The organism is Rhizobium sp. PDO1-076 (assembly GCF_000247475.1).
Taxonomy (GTDB): domain Bacteria; phylum Pseudomonadota; class Alphaproteobacteria; order Rhizobiales; family Rhizobiaceae; genus Allorhizobium.
In genome coordinates, this window is record NZ_AHZC01000110.1 from 1 (window position 1) to 24,471 (window position 24,471).

The 24,471-nt window shown below is 59.2% G+C and carries 26 protein-coding genes, 1 tRNA gene and 1 pseudogene; 14 read left to right on the forward strand and 14 right to left on the reverse strand.

All coding sequences use genetic code 11. The annotated features are described in order from the left end of the window. The coding region (gene amn / locus PDO_RS07940; protein WP_007600166.1) for an AMP nucleosidase at nucleotides 1-947 on the reverse strand (947 nt) is incomplete at its 3' end. 316 nt (nucleotides 948-1,263) lie between these two features. Here amn and PDO_RS07945 point away from each other — a divergent pair. After that, nucleotides 1,264-1,557: a hypothetical protein gene (locus tag PDO_RS07945; RefSeq protein ID WP_007600167.1), complete on the forward strand. Its 294-nt coding sequence runs from the start codon at nucleotides 1,264-1,266 to the stop codon at nucleotides 1,555-1,557. A gap of 45 nt (nucleotides 1,558-1,602) precedes the next feature. On the opposite strand, the gene PDO_RS28250 is transcribed toward PDO_RS07945, so the two are convergent. Beyond that, nucleotides 1,603-1,773, reverse strand: a complete 171-nt coding sequence (locus tag PDO_RS28250; protein ID WP_007600168.1) for a hypothetical protein — start codon at nucleotides 1,771-1,773, stop codon at nucleotides 1,603-1,605. Between the two features lie 290 nt (nucleotides 1,774-2,063). Between PDO_RS28250 and PDO_RS07950 the strand changes: the two genes are divergently transcribed. Beyond that, the gene (locus tag PDO_RS07950; RefSeq protein WP_007600169.1) at nucleotides 2,064-2,441 is read left to right on the forward strand and encodes a glyoxalase superfamily protein; all 378 of its coding nucleotides are present in this window, start codon (nucleotides 2,064-2,066) and stop codon (nucleotides 2,439-2,441) included. A gap of 66 nt (nucleotides 2,442-2,507) precedes the next feature. Here the strand turns inward: PDO_RS07950 and PDO_RS07955 are convergent. After that, nucleotides 2,508-3,403, reverse strand: a pseudogene (locus PDO_RS07955) (LysR family transcriptional regulator). Between the two features lie 104 nt (nucleotides 3,404-3,507). Between PDO_RS07955 and PDO_RS07960 the strand changes: the two are divergent. Together PDO_RS07960 and PDO_RS07965 are read left to right on the forward strand one after the other, a co-directional pair. Beyond that, nucleotides 3,508-4,248 carry an SDR family oxidoreductase gene (locus tag PDO_RS07960; RefSeq protein WP_007600170.1) on the forward strand — a complete coding sequence of 247 codons (741 nt, stop codon included), beginning with the start codon at nucleotides 3,508-3,510 and terminating at the stop codon, nucleotides 4,246-4,248. Nucleotides 4,249-4,290: 42 nt separating this feature from the next. Beyond that, nucleotides 4,291-4,503 (forward strand): tautomerase family protein, encoded by a 213-nt coding sequence (locus PDO_RS07965; protein ID WP_007600171.1) that lies wholly within the window; start codon nucleotides 4,291-4,293, stop codon nucleotides 4,501-4,503. Between the two features lie 104 nt (nucleotides 4,504-4,607). Here the strand turns inward: PDO_RS07965 and PDO_RS07970 are convergent, their stop codons facing one another. Next, nucleotides 4,608-4,943 carry a DUF2147 domain-containing protein gene (locus tag PDO_RS07970; RefSeq protein WP_007600172.1) on the reverse strand — a complete coding sequence of 112 codons (336 nt, stop codon included), beginning with the start codon at nucleotides 4,941-4,943 and terminating at the stop codon, nucleotides 4,608-4,610. Nucleotides 4,944-4,945: 2 nt separating this feature from the next. Here PDO_RS07970 and PDO_RS27820 point away from each other — a divergent pair, with 2 nt between their 5' ends. Both PDO_RS27820 and PDO_RS07975 read left to right on the forward strand, forming a co-directional pair. Continuing rightward, nucleotides 4,946-5,164 (forward strand): hypothetical protein, encoded by a 219-nt coding sequence (locus tag PDO_RS27820; RefSeq protein WP_141649853.1) that lies wholly within the window; start codon nucleotides 4,946-4,948, stop codon nucleotides 5,162-5,164. Nucleotides 5,165-5,454: 290 nt separating this feature from the next. Then, complete coding sequence (locus PDO_RS07975; RefSeq protein ID WP_007600180.1) at nucleotides 5,455-5,721, forward strand: SEL1-like repeat protein; 267 nt, start codon at nucleotides 5,455-5,457, stop codon at nucleotides 5,719-5,721. A 162-nt stretch (nucleotides 5,722-5,883) separates the two neighbouring features. Here PDO_RS07975 and PDO_RS07980 read toward each other — a convergent pair whose 3' ends face one another. The 3 genes from PDO_RS07980 to PDO_RS07990 all read right to left on the reverse strand — a co-directional run bounded on the left by PDO_RS07980 (nucleotide 5,884) and on the right by PDO_RS07990 (nucleotide 8,075). Beyond that, a complete protein-coding gene (locus PDO_RS07980; RefSeq protein ID WP_007600182.1) occupies nucleotides 5,884-6,996 on the reverse strand; it encodes a pyridoxal phosphate-dependent aminotransferase in 1,113 nt (370 codons plus the stop codon). A gap of 111 nt (nucleotides 6,997-7,107) precedes the next feature. Continuing rightward, nucleotides 7,108-7,518, reverse strand: coding sequence for a PilZ domain-containing protein (locus tag PDO_RS07985; protein WP_007600184.1), 411 nt, complete (start codon nucleotides 7,516-7,518; stop codon nucleotides 7,108-7,110). A gap of 203 nt (nucleotides 7,519-7,721) precedes the next feature. Next, nucleotides 7,722-8,075: a hypothetical protein gene (locus tag PDO_RS07990; RefSeq protein WP_007600186.1), complete on the reverse strand. Its 354-nt coding sequence runs from the start codon at nucleotides 8,073-8,075 to the stop codon at nucleotides 7,722-7,724. A gap of 262 nt (nucleotides 8,076-8,337) precedes the next feature. Here PDO_RS07990 and PDO_RS07995 point away from each other — a divergent pair, with 262 nt between their 5' ends. Further along, nucleotides 8,338-9,555 (forward strand): NAD(P)/FAD-dependent oxidoreductase, encoded by a 1,218-nt coding sequence (locus tag PDO_RS07995; RefSeq protein ID WP_007600188.1) that lies wholly within the window; start codon nucleotides 8,338-8,340, stop codon nucleotides 9,553-9,555. A gap of 169 nt (nucleotides 9,556-9,724) precedes the next feature. On the opposite strand, the gene PDO_RS08000 is transcribed toward PDO_RS07995, so the two are convergent. From PDO_RS08000 to PDO_RS08010, 3 genes are all read right to left on the reverse strand, one after another. Further along, nucleotides 9,725-10,651, reverse strand: a complete 927-nt coding sequence (locus tag PDO_RS08000) for a site-specific integrase (protein ID WP_052023415.1) — start codon at nucleotides 10,649-10,651, stop codon at nucleotides 9,725-9,727. A 276-nt stretch (nucleotides 10,652-10,927) separates the two neighbouring features. Continuing rightward, entirely contained in the window at nucleotides 10,928-11,959 is a 1,032-nt protein-coding gene (locus tag PDO_RS08005; protein ID WP_007600201.1) for a porin, read from the reverse strand. A gap of 251 nt (nucleotides 11,960-12,210) precedes the next feature. Then, nucleotides 12,211-12,301, reverse strand: a tRNA-Ser gene (locus PDO_RS08010). A gap of 622 nt (nucleotides 12,302-12,923) precedes the next feature. Between PDO_RS08010 and PDO_RS08015 the strand changes: the two genes are divergently transcribed. Continuing rightward, nucleotides 12,924-13,928 (forward strand): porin, encoded by a 1,005-nt coding sequence (locus PDO_RS08015; protein WP_007600203.1) that lies wholly within the window; start codon nucleotides 12,924-12,926, stop codon nucleotides 13,926-13,928. Nucleotides 13,929-14,063: 135 nt separating this feature from the next. Here PDO_RS08015 and PDO_RS08020 read toward each other — a convergent pair whose 3' ends face one another. Both PDO_RS08020 and PDO_RS08025 read right to left on the reverse strand, forming a co-directional pair. Further along, on the reverse strand, nucleotides 14,064-14,945 hold the full coding sequence (locus PDO_RS08020; protein WP_007600206.1) for an alpha/beta fold hydrolase: 882 nt from the start codon (nucleotides 14,943-14,945) through the stop codon (nucleotides 14,064-14,066). Nucleotides 14,946-15,004: 59 nt separating this feature from the next. Continuing rightward, nucleotides 15,005-17,089, reverse strand: coding sequence for a lytic transglycosylase domain-containing protein (locus tag PDO_RS08025; RefSeq protein ID WP_007600211.1), 2,085 nt, complete (start codon nucleotides 17,087-17,089; stop codon nucleotides 15,005-15,007). 219 nt (nucleotides 17,090-17,308) lie between these two features. On the opposite strand from PDO_RS08025, the gene dapA reads away from it, so the two are divergent. From dapA to PDO_RS08040, 3 genes are all read left to right on the forward strand, one after another. Beyond that, nucleotides 17,309-18,193, forward strand: a complete 885-nt coding sequence (gene dapA / locus PDO_RS08030) for a 4-hydroxy-tetrahydrodipicolinate synthase (protein WP_007600213.1) — start codon at nucleotides 17,309-17,311, stop codon at nucleotides 18,191-18,193. 133 nt (nucleotides 18,194-18,326) lie between these two features. Continuing rightward, entirely contained in the window at nucleotides 18,327-18,806 is a 480-nt protein-coding gene (gene smpB, locus PDO_RS08035) for an SsrA-binding protein SmpB (protein ID WP_007600215.1), read from the forward strand. Between the two features lie 4 nt (nucleotides 18,807-18,810). Beyond that, nucleotides 18,811-19,230, forward strand: coding sequence for a DUF3830 family protein (locus PDO_RS08040; protein WP_007600217.1), 420 nt, complete (start codon nucleotides 18,811-18,813; stop codon nucleotides 19,228-19,230). Nucleotide 19,231: 1 nt separating this feature from the next. On the opposite strand, the gene PDO_RS08045 is transcribed toward PDO_RS08040, so the two are convergent. Both PDO_RS08045 and PDO_RS08050 read right to left on the reverse strand, forming a co-directional pair. Then, complete coding sequence (locus tag PDO_RS08045; protein ID WP_007600218.1) at nucleotides 19,232-20,314, reverse strand: bifunctional transcriptional activator/DNA repair enzyme AdaA; 1,083 nt, start codon at nucleotides 20,312-20,314, stop codon at nucleotides 19,232-19,234. A 112-nt stretch (nucleotides 20,315-20,426) separates the two neighbouring features. Beyond that, entirely contained in the window at nucleotides 20,427-21,014 is a 588-nt protein-coding gene (locus tag PDO_RS08050; RefSeq protein WP_007600220.1) for a LabA-like NYN domain-containing protein, read from the reverse strand. Nucleotides 21,015-21,310: 296 nt separating this feature from the next. Here PDO_RS08050 and rpoZ point away from each other — a divergent pair, with 296 nt between their 5' ends. The 3 genes from rpoZ (at nucleotide 21,311) to PDO_RS27040 (ending at nucleotide 24,425) form a co-directional block, all read left to right on the forward strand. Further along, nucleotides 21,311-21,709, forward strand: coding sequence for a DNA-directed RNA polymerase subunit omega (gene rpoZ / locus PDO_RS08055; protein WP_007600222.1), 399 nt, complete (start codon nucleotides 21,311-21,313; stop codon nucleotides 21,707-21,709). A gap of 96 nt (nucleotides 21,710-21,805) precedes the next feature. Then, nucleotides 21,806-24,034, forward strand: coding sequence for a RelA/SpoT family protein (locus PDO_RS08060; protein ID WP_007600223.1), 2,229 nt, complete (start codon nucleotides 21,806-21,808; stop codon nucleotides 24,032-24,034). A gap of 238 nt (nucleotides 24,035-24,272) precedes the next feature. Next, nucleotides 24,273-24,425: a DUF3563 family protein gene (locus tag PDO_RS27040; protein WP_007600225.1), complete on the forward strand. Its 153-nt coding sequence runs from the start codon at nucleotides 24,273-24,275 to the stop codon at nucleotides 24,423-24,425. The last annotated feature ends 46 nt before the right edge of the window (nucleotides 24,426-24,471 follow it).

Consider the following 24,471-nt stretch of genomic DNA (forward strand, 5'->3'; position numbering starts at 1 on the left):
ATCAGCCAAGCATGCGGACGCAGCACGGCGATATGGTCGGTGATCGTCTTGGCGTTGGACGGGCCGACGCCGATATTGACCAGCGTGATGCCGGCATGGCCCTTCATCTTCAGGTGATAGGCCGGCATCTGCGGCAGGCGTCCGAGCGAAACACCCTCGCTTGGCTCGCTATCGCCGGGCTTGGTGATGATGTTGCCCGGCTCGACAAAGGCCGTGTAGCCTTCACCGCCGTCTGCCATCAGCTTACGCGCATAGGCGCAGAACTCGTCGACATAGAACTGGTAATTGGTGAACAGGACAAAATTCTGGAAATGATTGGCGCTGGTCGCCGTGTAATGCGACAGGCGCGCCAGCGAATAGTCGATGCGCTGGGCGGTGAACGGCGCCAGCGGATGCGGCTCGCCCGGCTTCGGCTCGTATTCACCATTGGCGATTTCGTCATCGGTTACGGCAAGATCCGGGGTGTCGAAGACGTCGCGCAACTGCATGTCGGCAAGGCCGCCGGCCGAGGCCTCGACATGCGCGCCTTCGGCGAAGGCGAAATGCAGCGGGATCGGGGTCGCCGATTCGGACACGATGACCGGCACCTGATGATTGCGCATCAGATGGCCGAGCTGCTCCTTCAGGTAGTGGCGAAACAGCGTCGGGCGGGTGATCGTTGTGGTGTAGAGGCCCGGCGACGTCACATGCCCATAGGCGAGACGGGTGTCGATATGGCCGAAGCTCGTCGTCTCGAGCGCCACCTGCGGATAAAACGCCCGGTAGCGGCCGGCAATCGGCCCGCCTTGCGCGAGGTCGCCAAAGGCATCGATCAGAAAGTCGGTATTGCGCTCATAGAGCGCGGTCAGCGCATCGACCGCTTCGGTGGCATTGTTGAACGCCTGCGGTTCATACGGCTCGGGGCTGATGAAATTGACGGGTGCGGAAATAGGGATTCGTGTGTTCATGACGCATTATAGGAAAGAGTGATTGACAAGCAAACGACGTTTTGGTGACGATTTCCAGAATTTAGGGGCATATCACTTCTGGCCGATCCGGCAATCTGCATGATCTCGATCGCAGCGGTCCCTTCTGCGCTTTCAGTCCGACCGCGCTGATTGCGGACGGGTGCCGCAGGCGACATTGCGCGCCAGTCGGGACAATCAACATGTTAGAATATCGAAATAATTAAATTTAGCGGACCCTTTCCGGCAGATGGTATGCGGCCTACAATGCAACCGTTGTCCCGTTCTGGTGGACGGGACCGTTTGGAGGGCGATTGTCATGGATATCGCATCAATCCTGGCCCAGCTGATCGGTGGCGCGGCCGGTGGAACGGCGGGCGGCAAGATTCTGAAGGATTCGGATCTCGGTCAGATCGGCAACCTGCTCGCCGGAGCGATCGGCGGCGTCGGTGGCGGGACGATTCTGGGGTCGCTGCTCGGGGCGGGAGGAGCTGCTGCCGCCGGTGGCGTTGATATAGCGGCGCTTGCAGGCCAGTTTGTCGGCGGCGGCGTCGCAGGTCTGGTCGTCCAGGTCATCGTCGGGCTGATCAAGAACAAGCTGCTGGCCAAATAGGCGGCAATCACAGACCGATTGGCCGAAGCCGAGGCAAATCTATCCCTAGAAGACAGCCTTGCAGAGCGCGCTGCCGGGAATGCCACAGCTCGACATCGCGGCTGCCTGCCCGTGGCGCAGACCGGGTCCCGTGGACACCACCAACTGGGCAAACAGGAAGGCGAAAACGGCCATCGCCAAGGTCAGAATGGTCATGCGGCGATACAGCGTGCTCATGAGGAAGTCTCCAGTCCCTTGTCCCTGTGACCGACTATGCTGACAGCTCGCTGAACACCGCCTGAGAAACGGGTTCATCCGGCATTCAGGAAACTGGGCAATTTTGCGATACGCCTTCAGGCGAGGCGTCATCCGGCATGAATCGGGCTTTGGGTCTTTATCCGCGTCTCTCTCTCTGCAATACTGGCGCCACGGGCACTGTCTCGTTTGTCACAACAATTAAAGTCGTTCCCATGCGCGGCACTGCCCGCGGGTGGGCATAGGCGACCCTCATAAAACGAGACCAGACGATGGAAAACATCAATCATGAGACCATGCGCTTCGGGCGGGTCGCTGTCATGCTGCCGGTCAAGCAGATGGCACGCGCCGAAAAATTCTACACGGAGGTTCTGGGTTTCAGCAAAACCTTCGAGAACGGCTCTCCGGTCGGCTTCATGATCCTGAAACGGGATTCAGCCGAATTGCACCTGACTTTGCAGCCCGGCTATGAAGCGGCGGACTTCAACGTCGCCCATATGATGGTCGAGAACATCGATGCCCTGCATGACGTCATCCAGCGCAAGGGCTTGCGTGTGATCAAGCGGCTGCAGAACAAGGATTACGGGCTGCGCGCCTTCGTCTTCGAGGATCCCGACGGCAATCGCATCGATGTCGGTGAGCCCATCTGAGCCGTCAAGCGGTGATAGCTGCGGCGGGGGTTCCGCCGCGGCGACAACTAGAGGCTCGCCTTACCGCTAAAGTCTCGCCTTGGCGAAGATTTCCGTTGCCCAGTCGAGGAAGACGCGCAGGCGTGCGGCTGTGTGCCTGTTTTGCGGATAGACCGCCGAAAGCGGCGTCGGCGAGGGCGGATGGTCCTGCAGGATCTCGACCAAGCGGCCCTCGGCCAGATCTTGCGCCAGCCGGTAACGCGGTGCCTGGATCAGGCCGAAGCCGAGCCGGCAAAGATCGGTCATCGTGTCGGAATTGTTGACCGTGACCCGTGATCCGAGCGAGATCAACTTGATCGCCTGCCCATCGATGAATTCGAGCGGCATCACTTCGCCGGTGCGTGACGAGACAAAACCGACACACAGATGTCCGGCGGCAAGATCGGCGAGCGTCGCCGGCATGCCGTGGCGGGCGAGATAGCGGGGCTGGCACAGGTCACTTCGCCGATCGTCGCAAGCCTGCGCGCGATCAGGCCGCTATCGGCAAGCTCCCCGGCGCGAAGCGCGCAATCGACGCCTTCGCGGACCAGGTCGACCAGCCGGTCGCCCTGGCCGATATGCAGATCGAGACCGGGATAGCGCGCGAGGAATTCAGGCAGATGCGGCAGCAGAAACGTCCGCGTCAGCAGCGGATGGGCGTCGATCCTGAGGATCCCGCGCGGTTTGCCATCGCGAAAGGCGTTTTCGGCTTCGTCAATGTCCGAAAGAATGGCGAGGCAGCGCTCGTAATGAACCTGTCCTTCCAGCGTCGGCGTCACATGCCGCGTCGTGCGCTCCAGCAGCCGGGCGCCGAGATCGGCCTCTAGCTGCTTGATCGCTTCGGTCGCCGTCGATCGGCCGAGCCCGAGATCGGCGGCAGCCGCAGAAAAACTGCGCCGCTCCACCACGCGGAGAAACAACTGCATCCGGTCAAGACGATCCATCGCTTATTGTTCGCACCATCAGAATTATCATGTCAAGCTATGCGTGATTGTTTGGCGCGGGTAGAGGCATATCTTCTGAGTAGGCAGAAACAAGGAGCGTCGCCATGACCGAGACAGAAACCAGAACCGCCATCGTCACCGGCTCGTCGAAAGGCATTGGCGCAGCGATTGCCAGACGTCTTGCCCGCGACGGTTTTGCCGTGGTGGTCAACTACGCAAGCGGTGCGGAGGCAGCCGCAGCCGTTGTCGGCGAAATCGAGGCGGCCGGCGGCCGTGCCATGGCGGTTCAGGCCGATATTGCCTCCAGCGACGGTATGAAAGCATTGTTCGATGCTGCCGAAGAGACGTTTGGTGGCGTTGATGTACTGGTCAACAATGCCGGCATCATGCAGCTTTCACCGATTGCCGACACGTCGGATGAGGCCTTTGAGCGCCAAGTCGCGATCAATCTCGGCGGCGTCTTCCGCGGCATGCGCGAGGGCGCCAACCGCATCCGCCCCGGCGGCCGCATCATCAGCTTTTCGACCAGTGTCGTCGGTCTCTACCAGCCGGCCTACGGAGTCTATGCCGCAACGAAGGCTGCCGTCGAGGCGATGACCCATATCCTCGCCAAGGAACTCGGGCCAAAGGCGATCACCGTCAATGCGGTGGCGCCGGGCCCGGCCGAGACCGAACTGTTCATGAAGGGCAAGTCGGACGAACTGGTCAACACGATTGCCGGCATGAACCCGCTGAAGCGGCTCGGCCAGCCGGACGATATTGCCGCTGTCGTCTCCTTCCTCGCCGGCCCGGATGGCGGCTGGGTCAACGGCCAGGTGATCCGCGCCAATGGCGGCGTGGTCTGACACAGGCAGCCCCTCAAAGAAACAACACATCAGGAGAATGAAATGCCGTTTGTAAACATCAAGACCCCGGAGGGTGCTCTGTCCAAGGTCCAGAAGGAGGAAATCGTCCATCGGACGACCGCCATGCTGGTCGAATATTTTTCCGAGGCCGCGCGGCCGCATACCATGGTGCTGATCGAGGAGGTCAAGGACGGCGGCTATGCCCGCGCCGATATGGTCTACACAATCCCGGACGCCTATCGCGCTGTCGATTAGTGGCGGTGTCGGAGAATAAAGATCGGGCGGGGGATCGCTCCCACCGCCCGGTTCCCCTCTTTATAGTGCCCGGTTCCGCTCTTTGTAGTGAGAGCGTTGGCCGATCAGAGCCGCGACCAGGTCTGGCTCTTGCAAAGAACGGCGAGCACGCAGCCCTTCATCTTCAGCGAGCTGCCCGAAACCGTGCCTGAACCCGAATACGTCTTGTCGGTTTCAGGGTCGGTGATTTCGCCGGAATAGCTGTCGCCGCTGCCCGACATCTTGCCGATCTGCTTGCCGACGAACTTGCCGGTCTTCAGCGTCACGCAAAAGGCGCCACCACAGGGGGCGATTTCGGCCGTGGCGCCGGTTGCCGTCTTCCAGTTGCCCTCGATGGGCTCTGCTGCCTGCGCGGTAATGGCCGAAAACGCCAGCGCGGCGGCGATGATGATGGTCCGCATGATTGATCACTCCTCCCGAGATGATGGTACAGGCCGTTGAGCGCCTGAATTCCTCCGAATTCATGGCTCACCGGTTAAAAATTATCTTACGCACACGTAAAGGTAAAATGCAATCCGCCGGATTTTCCGGCTGTGGATGGCGTTCAAAACCGGCATTTCCGGCCTTTGTTAAAAGTGCCTTCGAAATTCGTGGTGAACAATCGGTTGATTTCAAGATCTGAAATTTTCGTAAATTTCGATGCAAATTCCTTAAAATGCAGGGCATCCGATGCTTAACAAAAACCCAAGTTTACGAAGCATTTGTACTTTGTTTTCAGCAAATTAAGCATGCATTTTAAGCGACCATTGAAAGCCTTCCGGCATAGTTGGGTCATCAAACGAGCAGGGAAAAACCCGCCGATACCTGAAGGTTCGAAACGCCACGCAAGAAGATGGCAACGGTCCGGAAGGCGCTCCGAAAGGGGCAAAACAGGGACAGTTTAAACCACTAGGCTAGACAGGGACAAATCCGATGGCACGCTTTGAAATGCGCAATTCCGAAATGGCCACAATGGGTGGCGAAACCCGAGCCGATGTCTTCTGCGACATGGGTCTGATGTACGCAACCGGTCGTGGTTGCCCGATCGATCTGGTCTCGGCCCACAAGTGGCTCAACATCGCGGCAATCAAGGGATGCGAGCGCGCCGCCGAGCTGCGTGCCGATCTCGCCCAGACGATGACGAAGCCCGATCTCGCCGCAGCGTTGCGCGCCGCCCGCGAATGGATGACCATCCACTGAATGCAGTTACCCCGCCTTTGGCGGGAGGACGAAAAAGCACAAGAACCCTGATGCAGGGGAACGTGGCGGGGGACCTTTGGACGGGGCCAGTGCCAACACATCAGAACCGCGACCGGCAGGAACAAGGCCGGCGCGGTTCTTTTTATTGCAGGAACACCGGCTTTATGCCAGCGACGCCAGAACCTTCGGCAACGCTTCTTCCAGAAGGTCCATATCTGCCGGCAGGCCGGTCGAGATACGGATACAGCGGTTGAGCGGCGCGACGCCGGGCATGCGGATGAAAATCCCGTGCTCCATCAGCCCGTCGACGATTGCACGCGCATAAATACCGTCTCGTCCCGCATCGACGGTGACGAAATTCGTCGCGGACTTGAGCGGTTTCAGGCCATTGGCCGTGGCGATGTCTGAAATGCGTGCGCGCGAATCTGCGATGCGCGCCAGAACGTCGGCCAGATAGCGTTGATCCTTCAATGCGGCGAGTGCCGCTTCCGTCGAAAGTCGCGGCATGCCGAAATGGTTGCGGATCTTGTCAAAGGCAGAAACCGTGCCCGCTGTGCCGAAACCATAGCCGACCCGCGCGCCGGCAAGGCCATAGGCCTTGGAGAATGTCCGGGTGCGGATCACGTTGGGCAGATCGATCAAGGCGTCGGTGGCCGGGATCGAGCCGGCCGGTGCCGTTTCGCTATAGGCTTCGTCCAGAATGAGCAGTGTGGTATCCGGCAGAGCCCGGGCAAAGGCGACAATCGCGTCCGCATCCCACCAGCTGCCCATCGGATTGTCGGGATTGGCGAAATAGACGAGCGGCGCATCCTCGGCTTTGACGGCTGCGAGCAATCCGTCGAGATCTTCGCGGTCGTCGCGATAGGGTACGGTGACCAGGCGACCACCGAAGCCGTTTACATGGAAATTGAAGGTCGGATAGCCGCCGAGCGACGTGACGACCGGCATGCCCGGTTCGATCACCAGTCGGACGATCAGGCCGAGCAGGTCGTCTATGCCTTCTCCGATGACGAAATTCTCCGGCTTGAGCGACAGATGTGTCGCCAGCGCGGTCTTCAGGGCGTGGTTTTCCGGATCATTGTATTTCCAGATTTCGACCGATTTTTCGGCAATCCTGGCGATGACGGAAGGAGCGGGCCCGAAGCCGCTTTCATTCGCGCCGATCCTGGCTTTCACCGGCAGTCCGCGTTGGCGTTCTATGGCCTCCGGGCCAATGAAGGGCACGGTTGCCGGCAGGGAGGATGTCAGGGGGGTGAAGCGAGAAAAGGCGGACATGCGATGCTGGGATCCCGGGCAGATGTTGAACTTTGCCCACAATAGGATTCCGCAGGATGCGCGCAAGGGCGGCAAGACGCGTCAAAGCCTGCTTCAGACGTTTTGCCGCAATCAGCGTCCGAGGCGCGCGCCGTTTCCGTTGGTGAATGGCTTGATCGGCGCTTCCATCTTTTCACCGAGCATGAAGTCTGCACGCACGATCCGGTGCAGCATCGCCTCCGGGATCGGCCGGATGAATTTCACCCCGACCCGGTTGCCGTTTCGATAGGCTTCCGCACAGCCGATACGATCGGCGAGACCGACGACCTGCAGGTAGTAGTGGGAGGAAAGACCGATGGTCGTGGTCATCACAAGTGCAGCACCGCCTTGCGAAATGTCCACCACTTCACAACTGCGGATCGTGATGCCGCTGAGCCCCGGGCTGACGGCCATCACCTTGGCGGGACGTTGAACGTAGAAGCGCTCCCATTTGCGTTCGTACATTTCCGACTTGACGGTCGCCAGATGCGTTGCGTTTTCCATTGTTATTCTCGCGTTCCAAGCCCGGTGTTGCTTGCACTGTGGGTTCTATTATTTGCATTAGCGTCAATAGGATCAGTCAAGTTTTAGGTATCTTCATTTTCGCGAATATGAGGAGGAAGAGACCGCAGGAAAATACTGTGATGAAGTGCGTCGCATGCTGAATCGGCGCGCAGATTTCTGTCTCGCCGCGCCGCGTGTCGATGTTAGTGGTTGAGTTCGAAGGACAGACGGACAACGTGATGCAGGAATTCGGGATCGATCAGCATGTTGAAGCCGATCGTCAGTTTTTCAGCTTCGCGGCGGACCAGCGTGCAGCCGATTTCATCGTGGATACCAAGGATCTCCAAGAAGAAGTTGCTCGGCATCGGCAGATGCGGCGAGACTTCAAGCTCCGCCCCGTGCAGGGATATTGTGCGGATCAGGCAGCGGAGTGAGGTTTTCGTGCTCAGGTGATGGCCGACGAATATGATCTTGCCCGGCCGATCGATCTTGAACTTTTCGAAGACCTTGTCCTGCGGAATGTTGGCTTTTGCGTCTGGTATCATCTGTAAGGGCATTTCACCCTCCTTTGGCGATCTTGCACGGTCCCAAATTAACGCATCTTCTTCGACACTTTCTCTATCCGATCGTTAAAATGCGACACAAATCGGTTTTTTGCTTTGGTCTCAGGCGTTTACCAGACCAGTTGGCCGGAATTGACCACCATGCCCAGCATCCGGTCCTTGACCGGAATTTGCCATAAAGCTACGCCTTGATCATCGACGCGCCTCCCGTTCCGGATGTTGGGCGCTGTTCCTGAAACAAGACGAGGCGCGATACGTGGCGGGCAGACTGGTGATCATTGGCGCAGGGCAGGCGGGATTTGCGCTGGCGGCAAAACTTCGGGCGCTGAAAGACGAGCGTCCCATCACTCTCTTGGGTTCCGAGCCTTGCCTTCCCTATCAGCGTCCGCCGCTGTCGAAGAAATATCTGCTCGGTGAAATGAGTTTCGATCGTCTGCTGTTTCGCCCGCAAGCCTGGTACGAAGAAAACAATGTCGACATCCGCCTGTCGACTCCGGTCGAGGCGATTGACCGCGAGGCAAGGACCGTTCGCCTCTTCGACGGCTCGGCGATAACCTATGACACGCTGGTTTTTGCCACGGGTGCTACGCCGCGCCGCCTGCCATCGCAGATTGGCGGTGATCTTGATGGCGTCTATACCGCCCGCGACAAGGCCGATGCAGATCGCCTTGCCGATGAAATGAAGGCCGGGCGACGGCTGCTGATCGTCGGCGGCGGTTACATCGGTCTCGAGGCTGCGGCCGTGGCGCGCAAGCTCGGCCTGGACGTGACCCTGATAGAAATGGCCGATCGTGTGCTCGCCCGCGTTGCCGCGAAGGAAACCGCCGATGCCATGCGGGCCATCCATCAGGCTGAGGGCGTCGTCATTCGCGAAAACACCGGCCTCAAGCGCTTGATCGGCGAGGATGGCCGGGTCAAGGCGGCCGAATTGTCGGATGGCAGTGTCATCGATGTCGATCTGGTGATTGCCGGGATCGGCGTTGTGCCCAATGACCGGATTGCAGCCGAAGCCGGAATCGAAACCGCCAACGGCATTCTTGTCGACGATAGGGAGCAGAGTTCGGATCCCAATGTTTATGCCGTGGGAGACTGCGCGGTCTTCGACTGGAAGGGGCAGAAGATCCGGCTGGAGTCGGTGCAGAATGCCGTGGACCAGGCAGAGGCGGCTGCCGGCAATCTGGCGGGCGTTTCGCTGCCTTATCGACCCAAACCATGGTTCTGGTCGGATCAGTATGACGTCAAGCTGCAGATCGCCGGCTTTAATCTCGGCTATGACGAGACGGTTGTCCGGCCGGGCGCCAGGGAAGGAAGCCTTTCCGTCTGGTATTTTGCCAAGGGCGAGTTCATCGCGGTTGATGCGATCAATGACGCCAAGGCCTATGTCGCCGGCAAGAAACTTCTCGATCTGGGCCGCACCCCGGACAGGGCCGCGATCGCCGACCCTTCGTTCGACCTCAAGACGCTCATCGCCTGATCGTCTTACGATCGCAGGCGCCTACATTATATACAGACAAAAGGGGTCCCGGTTTTTTCAACCGGGACCCCTTTTGCGTTGCTCCAATAACTGTTATCAAGAATAACAAAAATCGAGCAGAATCAAAGTGATGGTAGCGCTATCATATCACTTACAAAAAAATGAACTGCTAGCTTGCTGCTGCGCGCTCCAGAACGGGAACACACATATCGAGATCATGCGAGGCGAGGTGTGCGTATCGCATGGTCATTGTCAGGGTCTGGTGGCCAAGCCACATCTGAACGCGTCTTATGTCGATGCCGCCTTGGACCAGGCGTGACGCGCAGGTGTGGCGCAGCACGTGCGGCACGACATCCTTGTCATCACCAAGACCGACGGCGTCCTTGGCATTGTGCCAGGCGATCCGGAACCTTTGCTGGTCGATCTCCGAGAACGGTCCCGGGAAACGTCGATCCGAGGCCGCGATAGCGGCCGCGGCGCGGTGGGTGAGGGGAACGGAGCGCGAGCGCCCGGACTTGGTCACCCAGAAGGTGGCCCGGTGGGCGTTCAGATCGCCCCAACGCAGGTCGGTGCCTTCGCTGAGACGTGCGCCGGTATCCACCAGGAATGTGCAGAAACGGTAATACAGCTCGTTTTGCGAGCGGATTTCGGAAAACAGCATTTCCTCTTCGTCTCGATCGAGGAAGCGGATACGCCCGGCCTTTTCCTTTTCGCGCTTGAATTCGGGCAGACTGTAGACATCTCCCATTTTATACGCCTTTCGCAGCAGTTTGCTTAGGGCCGCCATCTTTCGGTTGATGGTGGCGTTGCTGTTACCGCGTTTGCGCAATTTGCCAATCAATTGGTCGAGCATCTCCTGGGAAAAGGTTGAGAAACCCGGAATATCCAACATGTCATGAAGCTCGGCTATGAAATTGGTGACGTTGTATTTGTGGCTGCCATTGAGCCAGAGGATGTCGCCATATTTCGCGAACAGGGCACGCAGTGACGTGTCGCGAACTTCAAAAAGCTTGTTCGCGGAGCCGTACTGATAATGAACGGAATAGGAAGGCACTTCGACGGCTGTGTCGAATGCCTCGCTTTTTTCCGATATCATGTTGTTCACGCGATTGCCTCACTACGATCCGGCCAGCGACATGCAGGCCTTACGAGATCGAATATCGTTATACATTATAAAAAGTATAGACCATAATTGCGCAGAAGCACGGATGGTGGAGTTTTTTCCTCAACTAACGATGCAGGCCGGCAACAGTCGTCACAACTGGCCAGCTTTGGGCATTTCAGAGCCTGTCTTGGGCAAAACCACGCTTTTCGCGGGTTTTGAGTGAGATCCGGCCCGAAGGCCGGATCCCGTACCGATCCGTAGATCGAATTAGAACGAACGCTGCAGACGAACGAAGCCGTCCCAGACGCCGTCATCAGCTGCGTCTTCGTCGAAGTAGTTGACGGCAACCTTGGCAGTCAGGCCCTGTGCGATTTTGTAATCGAGGGTCAGGCCGGCCTTCCAGGCGTCGTTGCTGGAGTCGAAGTCGTCAGCCGAGACGAGGCCGTAGCTGTCCCAGTACTGAACGCCAGGCGTCAGGGTGAACTTGTCGCTCAGCTTGACGGCGTATTCGGCAGCAACGGTCCACTCGGAAACGTCGTAGTAGGCGTTTGCGCCGGTCGAGTAGATGGCGGCGAGGCCGAACGTACCCGGACCAACGTCAGCAAGCAGCTTTGCACGGATCGCACCGTTTTCAGCCGCGAAGTCGTAGGCGCCGAGGAGTTCTGCCGTTACAACGCCGAAGGTCGCAGCGATCTGGCCTTCAACGCCGAGGTTGTCGGAGCCGTCATAGGCGACATCGAAGGAATCGTCGCTGTAGCCGCCAGACAGTTCGTCAAGGAACACGCCTGCCGAGAAGGCGTCAGCCGTGTACTGGTAGCCGATGGCGTTCAGGCGGTTCGAGCCGATATCGTCGGTTTCGCCCGAGAGATCGTTATCCCAGTAGTTGTACATGTAGCCGACCTTGAAGCCGCCGACGGTGATGAAGGCTTCGTCGATCTCGAGCTTGTTGTCGGTGTCCGAGCCGTTGTTGTCTGCCCAGGTGCGAACAGCAACATACGAGCCGATCGTGCCGAGCTCGGAGTCGTTCTTCGCTTCGAAGTTCAGCTTGGCGCGGGTACGCATGTTCCAGTCGCTGTCGTCACCGTTGTCGGAGAACTCAGTCTGGAAGCGGACATAACCGCTGATCTTGAGGCAGGTTTCCGAACCCGGGATATAGAAGTAGCCGGTGCCGAAAGCGTCGCAAACGCGAACGTATTCCATCGGCTCAGGCTCGGCAGCTACGATAGCGTCGGCAGCCTGGGCGCCAGAGACTACAGCGAGAGCTGCAGCGGAGCCGAGAAGAAGGCTCTTGATGTTCATTATTGACCTCCAGTCAATTATAGACCGGGACTCTTGGAGAATTCAGGAAATATTATGAAAAATCAGATACTTAAGTAATTTTTACCGCGACCGTCCGCCTGGGGATCGCCCTTGAGGCTGCCAGACGCGCCAGAATGGAGCCAGGTGGCGCAGCCGGGCTAGCTCCGTGCATTCAGGAAAATGCGTTCGCAGGCGCAGCTCAGCAAGGAAGCCCTGAAGCGCAATCGAATGAATTGGGGGATTTCGTTGAATGGCGGAGAGGATGGGATTCGAACCCACGATACGCTTTTGACGTATACTCCCTTAGCAGGGGAGCGCCTTCGACCACTCGGCCACCTCTCCGGTGCGGCCTGATTATGTGCTTGAATCGGCGATTGCAAGGGTTTTTCGCAATCCTGCACATTTTACCTTATAGGGCGCGCTATTTTTCAAGGGTTTGCAGGCAGGGCCTGGCGCCGAGACCTGGGCGATTCTCGAATCGCCATACTTTTCTATGTTTGATTCTGCCGGGCCGAGCCAAAATTGACGCCGATCGCAACGTTTCATCTCGACCATAGCTGCATATAAAGAGCCAGCGCCGGACGAAGCCGTGGATGGAAATTGCGCTGCGGCAGGGGATTCCGTCGATTTTGGCCGGAATAAAATCAACGTTTCGATCCTGCGTGCCTCCCCGTCCAGACGCTAAGTGCCGATTTCGTAAGGGCTTTCTTAACGAACTGTAAATTTTTAATGATCCCGGAACACGGTTTTGTGTCCTTTGAGCAACAGCGCAGACGGAAGGGTTCCCCGTTTCCATTCATTCCGCTGTTTGGTGATTGCATGACCGGCCGCGTTTTGTATTTTCAACAACGGAAGCGAGGCGGTGGATCGTCCGTCTTCTGAGAAACCGACGGGGATGGGGCAGGAACTGCTGTCCTTCAGCCAATTTGGCCAGACCCATACGAAACTTGACTGGAGGTCAATAATGAACATCAAGAGCCTTCTTCTCGGCTCCGCTGCAGCTCTCGCTGTAGTCTCTGGCGCCCAGGCTGCCGACGCTATCGTTGCTGCTGAGCCTGAGCCGATGGAATACGTTCGCGTTTGCGACGCTTTCGGCACCGGCTACTTCTACATCCCGGGCACCGAAACCTGCCTCCAGATCGGTGGTTGGGTTCGTGCACAGGTCGACTTCGGACCGAACGCTGACTCTGGTTCGGACAACGACTACGACATGCGCGCCGCTGCTCTCGTAACGGTTGACGCAAAGTCGGACACCGAACTCGGCGTTCTGCAGTCCTTCATCGCTCTCGAAAGCGACATCTCCGTCGACGACAAAGCCCAGGGCTTCTACGCTGACGAAGCTTACCTCGCTCTCGGCGGCTTCAAGGCTGGCTGGTTCTACAACTGGTGGGACCTGGGTATCGCTGGCGAAACCGACGGCCTCGGCAACCAGACCGAATTCGTCTCCTTCTCCTACACCTACACAGCTGAATCCTTCTCGATCGGCGCTTCGGTTGACGAAATCGAAACCATCGAAAATGACGGCATCGGCGACGGTGTTGCTGACATCGGCCTGTCGGGTACTGTCACCGCGACCTTCGGTCCGGCTTCGATCGCCATCCTCGGCGGTTATGACTTCGACGTAGAAGAAGGCGCAGTTCGCGCTATCGGTTCGGCTGAAGTCGGCCCGGGCACCTTCTACCTCGCCGGCATCTACTCGTCTGACCCGAGCGCCTACTACGACGACGCTGAATGGTCGGTTGCTGCTTCCTACGCCTTCAAGGCAACGGACAAGCTGACCATCACTCCTGGCATCCAGTACTGGGACAACCTCAACGTTGACGGCGTTTACGACGGCGACGACAAGCTGAAGTATGGCATCACGCTCGACTACAAGCCGGTTGAAAACCTGCTCGCTCGTGTTTCGCTTCAGTACGACGACGAACTCGACAACCCGTACGGCTACTTCCGCCTGCAGCGCGCATTCTAATTCAATCCTCGGATTGGATAGGGAGAGCCCGGCCTTGTGCCGGGCTTTTTCCGTTTGGGCGCCATTGCCATTGCTGGCAACTACCCGCTACCCGCGCAGGTTCCCCCGCTGGAACGGACTGAAGCCTCGTCTTCTCTAAATGCTTTTGTTGAGAAAGTCTGCGATCTGTTCAGGCAATGGTCCGAGATCCAGCAGCGGCGCATGGCCTTGGCCGGGGGCGACAACAGCAAGCAGGCGCGGATGCCGCTGACCCATCGCATCCACTGTTTCGGGCGACAGAAGTCGTGAATGTTCTCCGCGAACCACCATCACCGGAATGTCTGCCAGCAAGGTAAATTGCGGCCAGAGATCGGCAACCGGTTGACTGAGATCCGCCGCGCGGAACTGGATGCCGATTTCAGGGTCGTAGTCGGTGACAATCTCGCCTCCGGTCTCCCGGTAGATCGCCGCCGCAAGACCCTGCCAGTCTTCATCGGACAAGGCCGGGAACTCGTCGCCATGCGCCTCCTTCAGGATCAGCGCCGCCTCGGCAAATGTCTGCGGTTTGCGCCGACGGCCCAGATAGGCCTGGATCTGCCGCAATCCTTCGGCCTCCAGAACAGGCCCGATATCGTTGAGAACTGCCGTGGCGATCCGATCGAGATGGGTCATCGCCAGCACATGCAGGATCAGGCCGCCACGCGACGTGCCGATGAAATGCGCCTTGTCGATCGCCAGTTGATCGAGCACTGCAACCACATCCATGGCCTCGACCGGGATCGTGTAGCGACTTGGCTCCGGATCGCGGTCCGACAGTCCACGTCCGCGCGAGGTGATGCTAATCACCTTGAAGCGGTGCGGCGCGGAAGACAGCAACCTGGCGATCGCCTCGAAATCGCGGCCATTGCGGGTCAGGCCTGGCAGGCAGACGACGGGCAGGCCCGCGTTTCCAGCGCCCAGAATGCGGACGTGAAGCTTTAGGCCATCCGGGACGCTGATGAAGTGATCTTCGATGCCGTTGGGCGCAGTTTCAGGCATTTGGTCCTCCGCTAAGGGTTGCTGGAAGACACGCTAGCGAAGATCTTCAGTCCCGTCGATCAGCGACCGAAGCGCAGGTCGTGCACGATGTCGGTCTCCTGGCCGAGCCGGCTCTTGTAGACCTGATAGTTCTCCATCACCCGCTGCACATAGTTTCGCGTCTCGGGGAAGGGGATGCGCTCGATCCAGTCGACGACCTCGTCGATCGACTTGCCGCGCGGGTCGCCGTAGCGGCCGATCCATTCCGGCACTTTGCGGGGTCCTGCATTGTAAGCAATGAAGGTCATGATGTAGGAGCCGCCGAACGTGTCGATCTGCTCGCCGAGATAATGCGCGCCCAGCGTGGCGTTGAAACCCGGATCCGTGGTCAGCTTGGCCGGTGCATAGGCAATACCGTGTCGGGCAGCGACGCCTTTGGCGGTCGATGGCAAAAGCTGCAGCAGCCCGCGCGCATTCGCCGGCGAAACGGCGGCCGGGTTGAAGGCGCTTTCCTGACGCGCGATGGCATAGGCCAATGCCTTGCCGGAGCCGGCGATGTTGGCGGATGAGGGAATGACGCCGACCGGGAAGGCAAGCGCCGGCACGTTGATCCCGCGTGCATAGGCGGTCTTGCCAATCTGCAGCGAGAGCTGGTGCCCACCTTCGGACTTTTCTGCACGTGAACTAAGCAAGGCCAGTTCGCCGGGATTGTCCAGTTGTTCGGCAAGCGCCCGGTACAGGCTTTGCGCCCGCCAGCCATGCCCGGCGGCTTCATAGCGCGAAATCGCCTGCACCGCCTCGCGAGAGTCGAACAGATCGCGTTCGGCAGCCGATGGAGCCGGATACGGTATCCTGATCGCGCCCATCTGCACCCGCGCGCTGGCAAGCTGGCCATAGAAGGTGCTTGGATGCTGGGCCGCACGATTGAAGTAGTCGCGCGCCTTGTCGTCACCGGCGGCTTCGGCCGCGCGACCAAGCCAATACCAGCCCCGCGAGGCGGAAAGCGGTCGGTTGGAAACTTCCAGGATACGCTGGAAGTGTTTCGTGGCCGCTTTCGGATCGTTCAGGTAGCGCAAGGCATACCAGCCGGCGTGAAATTCGGCATCGGCAACATCCGCCGTCTCGCTCGCCGCATGACGGGCCGTGACCTGGTAGGCGGCGCGGAATTTGCCGAGGTCGGCAAGGCCTCTTGCGACGATCCGCTGCTCGTTCCACCATTCGCCGGTATTGATGAGCTTGGCTTTGTCGTGCGGCATCTGTTCGAGAAGCTTTGCAGCGTCTTCGTATTTGTCCTGTCGGCGCAGGTTCTCGATGCGAATGAAGAGATAGGCGGGGTCGGACGCCCAGCGGCTGTCGACCGCCTTGATCAGGGCGCCGGTGTTGCTGGATTTCTGGATCAGAGCTGCCCAGGCATTGTAGAGTGATTGCGCTTCGCCGAGCGACGAGAAGCGCTTGGCCTGGCTCGCGCGGCCGCGATACATCAGATAGTCCATGCGCGTCTTGTGATCGGACGGACGCAGCAGCGCGGCAAACTCGCCGAGGATCCGGTCTTCCGTCGGTTTGTCGAGCCCATCCTCGTGCCAGAGCTTGCGGATGACCTTGGCTGCCGGCGCCGTGTTTCCGGTCGCCAGATGCGCCCGCGCCAGCAGCATCGCGCCTTCGATCGTCTCGGCTTCGGAATTGCCGAATGCGGCGAGAACGCCCTTCGGGCTCGGGTTTTCCCGATAGAGTGCCCGCTCCGAATTGGCACGGAAGGATTTCAATCCGGGCCAGCCCTTGAGATCGCGCTGGGCGGTGGCGATTTCGCTGGACGATACGTCCCGCAATCCCGACATGGCGATCGACCAGGTCAACATATGGCGATCGAGACCGGCGGCCATCCGGTCGCGGATGGCGAACGCTTTGGCGCCATCCTTGTCAGATAGGGCGTCGAGACCGGCCTTGAGCAGCGGGTTGACCTGTGCGGCAGGCGACGATGTCTTGGGAATGGTGCCGGTCGTCTCGAAGGACGGCGGTTCGGCTTTCATCGGGGCAAAGCCCAGCGGTTTTTCCGCCGGAACCGGGACACCGGCCGGAACGTCGGAAAGGGCGGCGGCATTCTGCACGCCAATGATCCCGGCAATGCCGAGCCCCAGGGCCGAAACAAAAAGAGACGACTTTCTCATCTACACACCAGACCTATATGCGCCACCTCTCCAGTAAGGCGAAACCTTGCTTAACAAGTCCTTAACCGGGGCGATCACATTCCGTCGATCAGCCCGTTGAAACTATCACAAAAGCACGCGACATGCGCTTGTCGCACCCGAAGGCGCGAAGTAATGTGCCCCCGATTTAAATAGAGAATGCGGCCGAAGCGTGGATATCGGCCCTGAGGAGTTCAGTGCATGTTTCAGGGATCGATTCCCGCTCTCGTTACCCCCTTCACCGAAGCGGGTACTGTTGATGAAGCCGCCTTCGCAGCGCATGTCGAGTGGCAGATCGCCGAAGGCTCATCCGGTCTCGTGCCGGTCGGCACGACGGGTGAATCGCCGACACTCTCCCATGCCGAGCACAAACGTGTCGTCGAACTCTGTATCGAGGTGGCCGCCAAGCGCGTGCCGGTAATTGCCGGAGCTGGCTCCAACAACACCAAGGAAGCGATCGATCTCGCGCAGCACGCCGAAAAGGCCGGCGCGGACGCCCTGCTGGTCGTCACGCCCTATTACAACAAGCCGACACAGAAGGGCCTGATCGGCCATTATGCGGCGATCGCCGAGGCCGTCTCGCTGCCGATCATCATCTACAACATCCCTGGTCGTTCGGTGGTCGACATGACGCCCGAGACCATGGGCGCGCTCGCCAAGGCGCACAAGAACATCGTCGGCGTGAAAGACGCGACCGGCAAGATCGAACGCGTCTCCGAGCAGCGCATCACCTGCGGCGCCGATTTCGTCCAGCTATCCGGCGAAGATGCAACCGCGCTCGGCTTCAATGCCCATGGTGGCGTCGGCTGCATTTCCGTGACCGCCAATGTCGCGCCACGCCTGTCGGCCGAATTCCAGGCCGCCATGCTGGCCGGTGACTATGCCAAGGCGCTGGAATATCAGGACCGGCTGATGCCGCTGCACAAGGCGATCTTCATGGAGCCGGGTCTTTGCGGGGCGAAATATGCGCTCAATCGCCTCGGCCGCATGAGCCGCACCGTGCGCCTGCCGCTTCTGCCGACGCTGGAAGGCGCAACCGAAGCTGCAATCGACGCGGCACTGAAGCATGCCGGTCTGCTGAACTGAGACAGTCGGCGCCGAGGCAAGACACTCGGCGCCTTTTCTTCCTGGTCTCTCTATACTACATAGAGGCACAGACATCAGGAACGGGAGCCCGCCGTCCACAATAACAAAAGCATCGGGCGGATCGGAATTCACCATGGCACCCAGAGGCAGCCAGCGCACCATCAACAAGATCGTCGCGGAAAACCGCAAGGCGCGCTTCAACTACGAGATCATCGATACCTACGAGGCCGGTCTTGTCCTGACCGGCACGGAGGTCAAGTCGTTGCGCGAAGGCAAGGCCAACATTGCCGAATCCTACGCCTCCGACGAGGGCAATGAAATCTGGCTGATCAATTCCCATCTGCCGGAATATCTGCAGGCCAACCGTTTCAATCACGAGCCCCGCCGGCGCCGCAAGCTGCTGCTGTCGGCGCGCGAGATCCATCGCCTGCGCAATTCGATCAATCGCGAAGGCATGACGCTGGTGCCGTTGAAGATCTACTTCAACGAAAAGGGCAGGGCGAAGCTCGAACTGGCGCTCGCCAAGGGCAAGAAACTGCATGACAAGCGCGAGACCGAGAAGGAACGCGACTGGAACCGGCAGAAGAGCCGTCTGTTGAAGACGGGCGGTTGATCGTATGAGCGCATCGCATTTGCAGGTCACTGTCGGCCCCTTCGTGTTCGAAGCTCGCTTCGAGCTGGAAAAGGCGCCGGAAACCTGCCGGGTCTTCCAGACCTTCCTGCCATTCCGCAACCAGACCATTCATTCGCGCTGGAGCGGCGAGGCGGTCTGGGTACCGCTCGGCGACTTCCAGTTCGGCGCCGGTTTCGAGAATCACACCTGTCATCCGTCGCGTGGCGATATCCTGCTCTATCCCGGTGGTTACAGCGAAACCGAATTGCTGTTCGCCTATGGAAGCTCGCATTTCGCCAGCAAGATGGGCGCCCTTGCCGGCAACCATTTCCTCACCTTGACCAAGGGACAGGAGCAACTGGAGGCCATGGGCAAGATGGTGCTCTGGCAGGGTGCGCAGCCAATTGCGTTTGAATTGGTTTAGTTCAGCCGTTTGCGGCGTGTTTTTCGTTTGCCCGTTCGACCATGCGGCGTTCGTGTTCCAGCAGCCATTGCTTGCGCCAGAGACCGCCACCATACCCCGTCAAGCTGCCATCAGCCCCGATCACCCGGTGGCAGGCGATCACGATCGCGATCTGATTGGCGCCATTGGCGCGAGCGACGGCCCTGACGGCGGTGGGGCGGTCGATGTCGGCCGCAAGACCGGAGTAGCTGCGGGTGACGCCGACCGGGATCTGACGCAGCGCCTGCCAGACGGCGCGTTCGAACGCGGTTCCATGCCCGGCGAGCCGGGTCTGAAACGGGGCCGGCGCGCCGTGGAAATAGTCTGAAAGCTCGGCCGCTATCTGCTCGATGACGGCATTGCGCCCGAGTGTCACCGCCTGGCCGTTCAGCGTTTGCAGCCGGCGGATCTCGTTCGGCAGGGCAGGGCGATCGGCAAATTCCAGCAGATGCAAGGCATGTTCGTCGGCAATGGCCATCATCGGGCCAATCGGCGTTTCGATCCAGTCGGCCTTGAGCAGCGATCGGCCTTTGAGGTCGGCCGGCGCTGCGCCAAACAACTGGGTGATGGCCTGGCGGAAGCCGCTGCCCGATTCGTAACCGGCATCGAGTTGTGCATCGATCACCGGTTCGCCCCGGGACAGGGTCTGAGCGGCCTGGCCCGCCCGTCTCAGCCTGGCGATTTCAAGAAAGCTCATGCCGAAACGTTTTTTGAAGCTGCGACGCACGGTCGAGGGATCGTGACCGAGCGCGACAATATCATCCTCGCTCCAGCGCCGGACGGGGTCTGCTTCAAGCGCCTCCAGCAGGCCTTTCACCAACGGATCGGGCGCGCCATAGGCCAGCATCGGGCGACAGCGCTTACACGGCCGGAAGCCGGCCTCCATGCAGGCGGCCATCGTCTCTTCGAAGACGCAGTTTTCCGGCTTCGGCTTGCGCGCGGTGCAGGTGAAGCGGCAAAAGATCCTGGTGGAGGTCACGCAGACATAGGCGAAGCCGTCATAGGCGGCATCGCGATTGACCAGCGCAGTGTACAATGTGTCGTGGGTGGGGCGTTTGAACAGCATGCCCGGATGTTAGCGCAAAGCGCGACAGATGCCGCCGAAAATCGGGCGCCGATATGGCTCGGTGTCTCTGTCGGGCAAAAAGAGGCGCTACGGCCTCTGAGGCTTTGCGTGCTTAGTGGTCGTGTTCGCTTGCCGGAGCCGGCTCGCTCATCACGCGCGGCGCTCCCCGTTCACTCGGGTCGCGGCCAATTTCCGCCTTCAGTGTCATCAGGTCGATGAAATGATCGGACTGGCGACGCAGGTCGTCGGCGATCATCGGCGGCTGGGTTGCCATGGTCGACACCACCGAAACCTTGCGGCCCCTGCGCTGCAGCGCTTCGACCAGTGTGGTGAAATCCCCGTCACCAGAGAAGATCACCAGATGGTCGACGGTTTCGGACTGCTCCATCGCGTCGATGGCCAGTTCGATGTCCATATTGCCCTTGACCTTGCGGCGGCCCATGGAGTCGGTGAATTCCTTGGCCGGCTTGGTGATGACCTTGTAGCCATTGTAGTCGAGCCAGTCGATCAGCGGACGGATCGACGAATATTCCTGATCCTCGATCAGTGCCGTGTAATAGTAAGCCCGCAACAGGTAGCCGCGCTTCTGGAAGGCCTTGAGCAGCTTGCGGTAGTCAATATCAAAGCCAAGGCTCTTGGAAGCAGCGTAGAGATTGGCGCCGTCGATGAAAAGGGCGATTTTCTCGCGGGGGTCGAACATCGGAATTATCCTTGAATGCAAATATTCATACTGGGCAAAAAGCAATCAAAACAAGACTTTGCCTTTCAACTTCAGAGCACCCCAGTTTACATTAAGAAGTGTTCATATATGAAAATATGTAGGGCAGGATTTCTAATATTCCAAGCACGCAGAGGTTGAATCAGGTGACGCTTTTTGGCTTTCCCGCGTTTTATTGGCCGTTCGGGCAAGGGAGAATGACGAAAAACTTGAATTTCCCCTCTATTGATTGTATCGCAGCCCCAATCCCATGCATTCATGACCGCAAAGGACAGGCAATGGCCCGTGTCACCGTTGAAGACTGTATCGACAAAGTCGAAAATCGCTTTGAGCTCGTGTTGCTCGCAAGCCATCGCGCCCGCCAGATTTCTCAAGGCGCACCGATCACCATCGATCGCGACAAGGACAAGAACCCCGTCGTTGCACTGCGCGAAATCGCGGATGAAACCCTTTCGCCCGATGATCTGAAGGAAGATCTGATCCATTCGCTGCAGAAGCATGTCGAAGTCGACGAGCCGGAGCAGGATTCCGGTTCGATGATTGCCGGTTCTGGTGCCTCGAAGACCGAGGACGAGGATGACATGCCGGAAACCGTCACTTTCGACCAGATGTCGGAAGAAGATCTTTTGGCCGGTATCGAAGGCCTCGTGCCGCCGGAAAAGAGCGACGATTACTAATCGTCAATAGGTCAGACTTTAGTCTGCTTCGGACGGTTTAACTACGTGCGCCAGTCAATATGACTGGCGCGCTTTTCGTTTCTGGGAGACGTCCGAATGATGCGGCAGTATGAGCTTGTGGAGCGGGTACAGAAGTACAAGCCCGACGCCAATGAAGCTCTTCTCAACAAGGCCTATGTCTATGCCATGCAGAAGCACGGCAAGCAGACGCGCGCCAGTGGCGATCCCTACATATCCCACCCGTTAGAGGTTGCCGCGATTCTCACCGATATGCGTCTCGATGAATCGACGATCGCAGTCGCCCTCCTGCATGACACGATTGAAGACACATCGGCGACACGCGCCGAAATCGATGAGCTGTTCGGCGAGGATATCGGTCGCCTGGTCGAAGGCCTGACCAAGCTCAAGAAGCTGGATCTGGTCTCGAAGAAGGCCAAGCAGGCGGAAAACCTGCGCAAGCTGCTGCTCGCCATTTCCGACGATGTGCGCGTCCTTCTCGTCAAGCTTGCCGACCGCCTGCACAATATGCGCACACTCGAGCATATGCGCGACGACAAGCGCGCCCGCATCTCCGAAGAGACGATGGAAATCTATGCGCCGCTCGCCGGCCGCATGGGTATGCAGGACATGCGCGACGAGTTGGAGGACCTGTCTTTCCGTTATATCAATCCCGAAGCCTACGAGACGGTGACCCAGCGGCTCGCTGAACTTTCGACCCGCAATGAAGGCCTGATCACCAAGATCGAGGACGAGTTGCGCGACCTGCTCGTCGCCAATGGTCTGCTGAACACCTCGGTCAAGGGCAGGCAGAAGCGGCCCTATTCGGTTTTCCGCAAGATGCAGTCGAAGTCGCTGTCCTTCGAGCAGCTTTCCGACGTCTACGGTTTTCGCATCCTGGTCGATGACATTCCCGGCTGCTACCGGGCGCTGGGCATCGTTCACACGCGCTGGCGCGTCGTGCCGGGACGATTCAAGGACTATATCTCCACCCCGAAGCAGAATGACTACCGGTCGATCCACACGACGATCGTCGGTCCGTCGCGCCAGCGCATCGAACTGCAGATCCGCACGAGCCGCATGCACGAGATCGCCGAATTCGGCATTGCCGCGCATGCGCTCTACAAGGATGGCGAAAACGGCGAGCCGGGCGAGTTGCTGTCGCGCGAAAGCAACGCCTATTCTTGGCTACGCCATACGATCGAGGCGCTCGCCGAGGGCGACAGTCCGGAAGAATTCCTCGAGCACACCAAGCTCGAACTGTTCCAGGACCAGGTCTTCTGTTTTACCCCAAAGGGCAAGCTGATCGCGCTGCCGCGCGGTGCGACCCCGATTGACTTTGCCTATGCTGTCCATACCAATATCGGCGATACGACTGTGGGTGCCAAGATCAACGGTTCGATCATGCCTCTGGTCACGCGCCTGTCGAACGGCGACGAGGTCGAGATCATCCGCTCCGGCGTCCAGGTTCCACCGGCCGCCTGGGAAGAAATCGTCGTCACCGGCAAGGCCCGCGCCGCCATCCGCCGCGCCACCCGCATGGCGATCCGCAAGCAATATGCAGGTCTTGGACAACGAATTCTGGAGCGCACCTTCGAGCGCGCCGGCAAGGTCTTCTCCAAGGACAATCTCCGTCCCGTCCTGCACCGGCTCGGCCAGCGCGACGTCGAGGATGCCATTGCCTCCGTCGGCCGTGGCGAAATGTCGTCGCTCGATGTCCTGCGTGCCGTCTATCCAGACTACCAGGATGAACGCGTCACCGTGAAGCCGAATGCCGATGAGGGCTGGTTCGCGATGAACAGCGCCAATGGCATGGTCTTCAAGATCCCCGGCAAGGCGCGGCCGGTGGGCGATGCCCCGACGGCCGGCGATGGGCCTGAGCCATTGCCGATCCGCGGTCTCTCGGGCAATGCCGAAGTGCATTTCGGTCCGGCAGGCGCAGTCCCCGGCGATCGCATCGTCGGCATCATGGAAGACGACAGGCGGATCACCATCTATCCGATCCAGGCCTCGGCGCTGCAGCGCTTCGATGATGAACCGGAGCGCTGGATCGATGTGCGCTGGGATCTGGACGAGGCCAACAAATCGCGGTTCGTTGCCCGTATCCTGATCAATGCATTGAACGAGCCGGGCACGCTGGCCACGGTCGCGCAATGCGTCGCACGCCTCGACATCAACATCCGCGTGCTGAACATGATCCGGATCGCCACCGACTTCACCGAAATGGGCCTCGATATCGAGGTCTGGGATCTTCGGCAGCTGAACCAGTTGATCGGCGAACTCAAGGAACTCGACTGCATCTCTACGGTCAAGCGGATCTACGACTGAGTCTGTACGGTTGCCTTGCTTGCCGTTCCCACATGCTGCGGCATGCAATGTGGCCCGTCCGGGCCACATTGGCGGCGACCTGCCTTACTTTTAGTCACTATTCTGCCTAAAACGTAAACCTGAAGGGTCCAGACATGCGCCTTGCGCATGGCTGGTGTCGCCAATCAGGACTGGTGGTTTGTGCGGCGCAATATTATCTTCTCCTCAACAGATGAAACACAGAACTGAGGACAGAAAAATGTTTGCTCCTATCCGTAAATTTGCTCGTGCCCTTCGCGTCCCGACTGTTGCCGAACGCGAAATGAACTACCTGAACGGCGCCCGTGACCTGGTTGACCTGGAATACCGTCAGCGCGAAATCGATCGTGGCGCCTTCCGTCGCGGCTTCTAAGCTGATCGCTCCCATCCGATCGTGATGATTTCGACGCCGGCTTTGA

Coding starts and splice junctions, on each gene's coding strand:
- PDO_RS08060 (WP_007600223.1), top strand. CDS start 21,806: ATGATGCGGCAGTATGAGCTTGTGGAGCGGGTACAGAAGTACAAGCCC.
- dapA (WP_007600213.1), top strand. CDS start 17,309: ATGTTTCAGGGATCGATTCCCGCTCTCGTTACCCCCTTCACCGAAGCG.
- PDO_RS08005 (WP_007600201.1), bottom strand. CDS start 11,959: ATGAACATCAAGAGCCTTCTTCTCGGCTCCGCTGCAGCTCTCGCTGTA.
- PDO_RS08045 (WP_007600218.1), bottom strand. CDS start 20,314: ATGCTGTTCAAACGCCCCACCCACGACACATTGTACACTGCGCTGGTC.
- PDO_RS08040 (WP_007600217.1), top strand. CDS start 18,811: ATGAGCGCATCGCATTTGCAGGTCACTGTCGGCCCCTTCGTGTTCGAA.
- PDO_RS08050 (WP_007600220.1), bottom strand. CDS start 21,014: ATGTTCGACCCCCGCGAGAAAATCGCCCTTTTCATCGACGGCGCCAAT.
- PDO_RS08020 (WP_007600206.1), bottom strand. CDS start 14,945: ATGCCTGAAACTGCGCCCAACGGCATCGAAGATCACTTCATCAGCGTC.
- PDO_RS07985 (WP_007600184.1), bottom strand. CDS start 7,518: ATGGAAAACGCAACGCATCTGGCGACCGTCAAGTCGGAAATGTACGAA.
- PDO_RS07950 (WP_007600169.1), top strand. CDS start 2,064: ATGGAAAACATCAATCATGAGACCATGCGCTTCGGGCGGGTCGCTGTC.
- PDO_RS07970 (WP_007600172.1), bottom strand. CDS start 4,943: ATGCGGACCATCATCATCGCCGCCGCGCTGGCGTTTTCGGCCATTACC.
- PDO_RS07945 (WP_007600167.1), top strand. CDS start 1,264: ATGGATATCGCATCAATCCTGGCCCAGCTGATCGGTGGCGCGGCCGGT.
- PDO_RS08015 (WP_007600203.1), top strand. CDS start 12,924: ATGAACATCAAGAGCCTTCTTCTCGGCTCCGCTGCAGCTCTCGCTGTA.
- PDO_RS07975 (WP_007600180.1), top strand. CDS start 5,455: ATGGCACGCTTTGAAATGCGCAATTCCGAAATGGCCACAATGGGTGGC.
- PDO_RS28250 (WP_007600168.1), bottom strand. CDS start 1,773: ATGAGCACGCTGTATCGCCGCATGACCATTCTGACCTTGGCGATGGCC.
- PDO_RS08000 (WP_052023415.1), bottom strand. CDS start 10,651: ATGATATCGGAAAAAAGCGAGGCATTCGACACAGCCGTCGAAGTGCCT.
- smpB (WP_007600215.1), top strand. CDS start 18,327: ATGGCACCCAGAGGCAGCCAGCGCACCATCAACAAGATCGTCGCGGAA.
- PDO_RS07960 (WP_007600170.1), top strand. CDS start 3,508: ATGACCGAGACAGAAACCAGAACCGCCATCGTCACCGGCTCGTCGAAA.
- PDO_RS08025 (WP_007600211.1), bottom strand. CDS start 17,089: ATGAGAAAGTCGTCTCTTTTTGTTTCGGCCCTGGGGCTCGGCATTGCC.
- rpoZ (WP_007600222.1), top strand. CDS start 21,311: ATGGCCCGTGTCACCGTTGAAGACTGTATCGACAAAGTCGAAAATCGC.
- PDO_RS07990 (WP_007600186.1), bottom strand. CDS start 8,075: ATGCCCTTACAGATGATACCAGACGCAAAAGCCAACATTCCGCAGGAC.
- PDO_RS07980 (WP_007600182.1), bottom strand. CDS start 6,996: ATGTCCGCCTTTTCTCGCTTCACCCCCCTGACATCCTCCCTGCCGGCA.
- PDO_RS07965 (WP_007600171.1), top strand. CDS start 4,291: ATGCCGTTTGTAAACATCAAGACCCCGGAGGGTGCTCTGTCCAAGGTC.
- PDO_RS27040 (WP_007600225.1), top strand. CDS start 24,273: ATGTTTGCTCCTATCCGTAAATTTGCTCGTGCCCTTCGCGTCCCGACT.